Source organism: Aminobacter sp. P4_H6_2, assembly GCF_056400805.1.
The window spans coordinates 1-3877 of sequence record NZ_JBFUKO010000523.1 but is presented as its reverse complement, the minus strand read 5'-3'; the positions used below and the strand labels follow the sequence as shown (position 1 = coordinate 3877).

Genomic DNA, 3877 nt, shown 5'->3' with positions numbered 1-3877 from the left:
CAGCTACAATGGCACCGGTCGCTCGCCGGCAGCATTGTCGGTGGAGGCGGTGGAGAATCTGCCAAACCAGCGCATCCCGGAGCGGCACGGCCTGTCCGTCACCGTGCCGGGCGCGGTGCGGGGCTGGTTCGACCTGCACGCCCGCTTCGGCCGCCTGCCGTTTGCCCAATTGATGGCTCCGGCAATCGCACTTGCCGAGCATGGCTTTGCCGTCCTGCCGATCACCGCGCGCGAATGGGCGGTGTTCGAGCCGGTGATCAAGCTCGATCCCGCCAGCGCAAAACTCTACCGTGCCGGCAGCACGCCACGCGCTGGCGAGCGTTTCGCCAATCCAGAGCTTGCGGCGGTGTTGCGAGCGATCGCCGCCGACGGCCCTGAGTCCTTTTATCTCGGCGCCCCGGCCCGCCAGGCAGCGGCGGCGAACCAGGCCAAGCGCGGGTTGCTGTCGGTGGAGGACTTCGCCAGCCATCGCGGCGACTTCGTCCTGCCGCTCGAACGAAAGTTCCGTGGCCTGACGGTGCTCGAATGCCCGCCCAACACCCATGGTGTGGCCGTGCTCGACGCGCTGGAGGAACTCGATTCCTCGCCACTCGACTGCGACGATTCCGCAACCACGCTTGCCATGGTCGAAGCCGTAGGACGCGCCATGGCAAAGGCCAAGAAAACCGTTGCCGATGCCGCCGGCAACACGGTTTGCACCGTGGTCGTCGACAATGATGGTCTGGCGGTGACGCTGATGAGCAGCATCTTCAAGCGCTTCGGCTCCGGCATCGCCGTTCCCGGCGCCGGCTTCGTGCTGCAGAACCGCGGCCACGGCTTTTCCGAACCCGGCCACATCAACGGACCGGGACCGTCGAAGCGACCCTATCACACGGTGATCCCGGCGGCAGCCTTGAAGAGCGGCCGGTTCCATGCCGGCTTCGGCGTCGTAGGCGGCGCGATGCAGCCGCAGGGCCATGTCCAGATGATGGTCCGCCTCGCCGCCTGGGGCGAGCAGTTGCAGCCGGCCATTGACGCGCCGCGCTGGCGGCTGGAGGGCGACAAGGCGCTGGCGATCGAGCCGGGCACATCAGATGCCATCGTCAGGACGCTGCGCGATGCCGGTTACAGCGACCCTGAAGGCGCTGGCGAACTGGCCGGCCGAAGCGATTTCGGCGGCGCGCAGTTCGTTCTGCGCGCCGAAGACGGCAGCCTGCTCGGCGGCTCGGACAAGCGCAAGGACGGCGTGGCACTAGGCGCTTAAGCCGAGCGCATGCAAACATCATTCTCAACAGCCTCGGGGACAAAGACTTGACCACATCATTCGATCGCATCGTGCTCATCACCGGTGCCGGCAGCGGCATCGGCGCCGAAACCGCCCGCCGGCTCGCGGCGCTGGGCATCGGGCTCGTGTTGCACACGCGCAAGAACGCCGAAGGGCTGAAGAGCGTCGCCGAAACCTGCCAGGCATCGGGGGCCGCGACCGAGATCGTGCTCGGCGATCTCGCCGATCCTGATGTGCCCACGGCGATGGTCGCTGCCGCCCGCGCCCGCTTCGGCCGCGTCGACCAGATCGTTTCCAACGCTGCCCAGGCGACACGCTCGACGCTCAGTGAGGTCAGGCCGGAAGATCTCACCCAGGCTTTCGAGACGATGCCAACCGCACTGCTGCGTCTCGTCAATGCGGCGATGGCCGACCTCGTCGCCTCGGACTGCGGGCGCGTGGTGGTGGTGAGTTCCTTCGTCGCCCACATCTTCGGCACTGCCGACATCCATTTTCCGGCGACGTCGGCGGCCAAGGGCGCACTCGAGGCGCTGGCGAAATCGATGGCCGTGCAACTCGCGCCCAAAGGCGTGACCGTCAACTCAGTCGTTCCGGGCTTCACCCGCAAGGACCCGACCGGCCATTTCGCGGCGACGACCTCGGCACTCGAAAAGGCCATTGCGGTCACGCCGACAGGCCGGCTGACCGAACCGGCCGACGTGGCGGCGGCGATCCTGTTCCTGTTGTCGCGCGAGGCCAGGCAGATCACCGGCCAGTCGCTGCATGTCGACGGCGGGCTGACGCTGCCGTGACGGCGCTCCGCCGCCCGGAGCAATTCCAGGAAAAGTGTGAAGCGGTTTTCCGACCGGAATTGCGCAAAAACAAGAAAATAGAGAGATTCCGCATTTCGAAGAAAAGCGGAAACGCTCTAGCCGCCGAAACGCGAAGGCGCGAAGGCGGCAATCGGCACCGGTGGGCGCTCGCCCTGCATCAGGCTGGCGACGATCGCGCCTGTCATCGGCCCGTTGGCGAAACCGATATGGCCATGGCCAAAAGCAAAGATCAGCCTGGGATGGCGGGCGGCGCGGCCGATGACCGGCAGTCCATCCGGCGTCGATGGCCTACTGCCGAGCCAGGTCTTGTGGTCGACCGGCGTGGTGAAGCCGAGCGTCTGGCGCGCGTCGGGCTCGACGCCGTCGATCTGTGCATGATTTGCAGGATCGTCCGGCCGCGCCAGCTCGACGCCGGTGAGCAGGCGCACATTGCCGTTCATCGGAGACAGCACGTAACCGCCAGCGGCATCATAGACTGGACGGCGCAGTTCGACGCCATCGGCCAGGGCGAAATGGCGGTGGTAGCCGCGCTCGGCCGCAAGCGGGAAACGGTAGCCGAGTGTCCGGGCAAGCATCGCCGAACGGGCGCCGGCGGCGAGCACGACATGGCGGGCTTCGATGCGGCGACCGGCCACCATGACCGCCATGGTCTCGCCGCCATTGAGAATGACCTCGGCCTTGCCAGCTATCAGGACAGCCCCCCGCGCTTCGGCCGCCTGCCGGCAGAGCTCGACCAGCTCGCCGGGGCTTTCGACGGAACCGGTGTCGGGAAAGAAGATGCCATTGCTGAAGCGGTGAGCGAGATGCGGTTCGAGCTGACGGATCTCGTCTTCGCCAAGGCAATCGATGCGGACGCCGTTCTCTTTCAGAACCGCCCRCTCCAGCGCGCTGCCGGCGAAGGCCTCGGTGCTACGGTAGAGCCTGAGCCAGCCATTGCGCTTGATCAGATGGCGGCCCCCGACAAGATCAGCCAGCACGACGTGACGGTCGAACGCCTCGGCGACCATCGGGTTGATCGCCACCGCCGCGCGGCGCCAGGCCCCCTCCTCGGCAGCGATCAGGAAGCGCACCAGCCAGGGCACGAGGTGTGGCAGCGACCGCAAGCGGGCGCGTACAGCAATGTCGCGGCCGAACGCATAACGCGGCAGGCGCGACCGGATGCCGGGTGCGGCCATCGGGAAGATGGAGCCGCGGCTGAGCACGCCGGCATTGCCAAAAGACGCGCGGGCCTCGGCCACATCAGGGTCGATCACCGCGACGGACAGGCCGCGCGTTTGCGCTTCGAGCGCCACCGACAGCCCGACGATGCCGCCGCCGACAATGACCACGTCGAACGGCTTTTCATTCTGCTTCACGCTGCCCACCCGATCCCTGATCGGCCCCAATCCCGACCGGTGCCAACAATGCATAACAGACGTATACTGATCAATTCCAATCTCTCAGCCCCGGACAAAACATGCGCGACGTGACCCCGCCTGCGCCCGACCTTCGCGAGATCGTGCTGCCGCCCGAGGCAAGCGCTGCCGAAGCTGCTGATTTCGCGCGTGGCGTTTCAGTCCTCGAACGGCTGGCCAGGCGCGTCGCCGAACTGGCCCGCGTGCAGGACCGGGAGAACAAGCCGTGAGCAGACTGGAGCAGCTTTCCATCGCGGAACTCGCTACCGCCGTGACCAGCCGCGAGATCGCCGCCGTCGAGGTGACGGGCTACTTCCTCGACCGCATCGCACGTTTCGACGGCGAACTTTCGGGCTACATCCATGTCGCCGACGAGGCGGCGCTGGCGCAGGCACAACGTCTCGACG

General features: G+C 66.8%; 4 protein-coding genes and 1 pseudogene. 4 read left to right on the top strand and 1 reads right to left on the bottom strand.

The annotated features are described in order from the left end of the window. Window positions 1–1243: gamma-glutamyltransferase family protein (locus AC1DUU_RS25730; RefSeq protein WP_476786204.1), on the top strand; the 1243-nt coding region annotated here is incomplete at its 5' end. 47 nt (window positions 1244–1290) lie between these two features. Continuing rightward, window positions 1291–2055: an SDR family NAD(P)-dependent oxidoreductase gene (locus AC1DUU_RS25725; RefSeq protein ID WP_476786203.1), complete on the top strand. Its 765-nt coding sequence runs from the start codon at window positions 1291–1293 to the stop codon at window positions 2053–2055. 116 nt (window positions 2056–2171) lie between these two features. Here the strand turns inward: AC1DUU_RS25725 and AC1DUU_RS25720 are convergent, their stop codons facing one another. Further along, complete coding sequence (locus tag AC1DUU_RS25720; RefSeq protein WP_476786202.1) at window positions 2172–3431, bottom strand: NAD(P)/FAD-dependent oxidoreductase; 1260 nt, start codon at window positions 3429–3431, stop codon at window positions 2172–2174. Window positions 3432–3532: 101 nt separating this feature from the next. Between AC1DUU_RS25720 and AC1DUU_RS25715 the strand changes: the two genes are divergently transcribed. Then, the gene (locus tag AC1DUU_RS25715) at window positions 3533–3700 is read left to right on the top strand and encodes a hypothetical protein (protein WP_476786201.1); all 168 of its coding nucleotides are present in this window, start codon (window positions 3533–3535) and stop codon (window positions 3698–3700) included. Further along, a pseudogene (locus tag AC1DUU_RS25710) lies at window positions 3697–3877 on the top strand (amidase); the annotation flags it as partial. The gene AC1DUU_RS25715 and the pseudogene AC1DUU_RS25710, both read left to right, overlap by 4 nt.

Excerpts from the sequence above, each read along its gene's own strand:
- AC1DUU_RS25715 (WP_476786201.1), top strand. The coding sequence starts at position 3,533 with ATGCGCGACGTGACCCCGCCTGCGCCCGACCTTCGCGAGATCGTGCTG.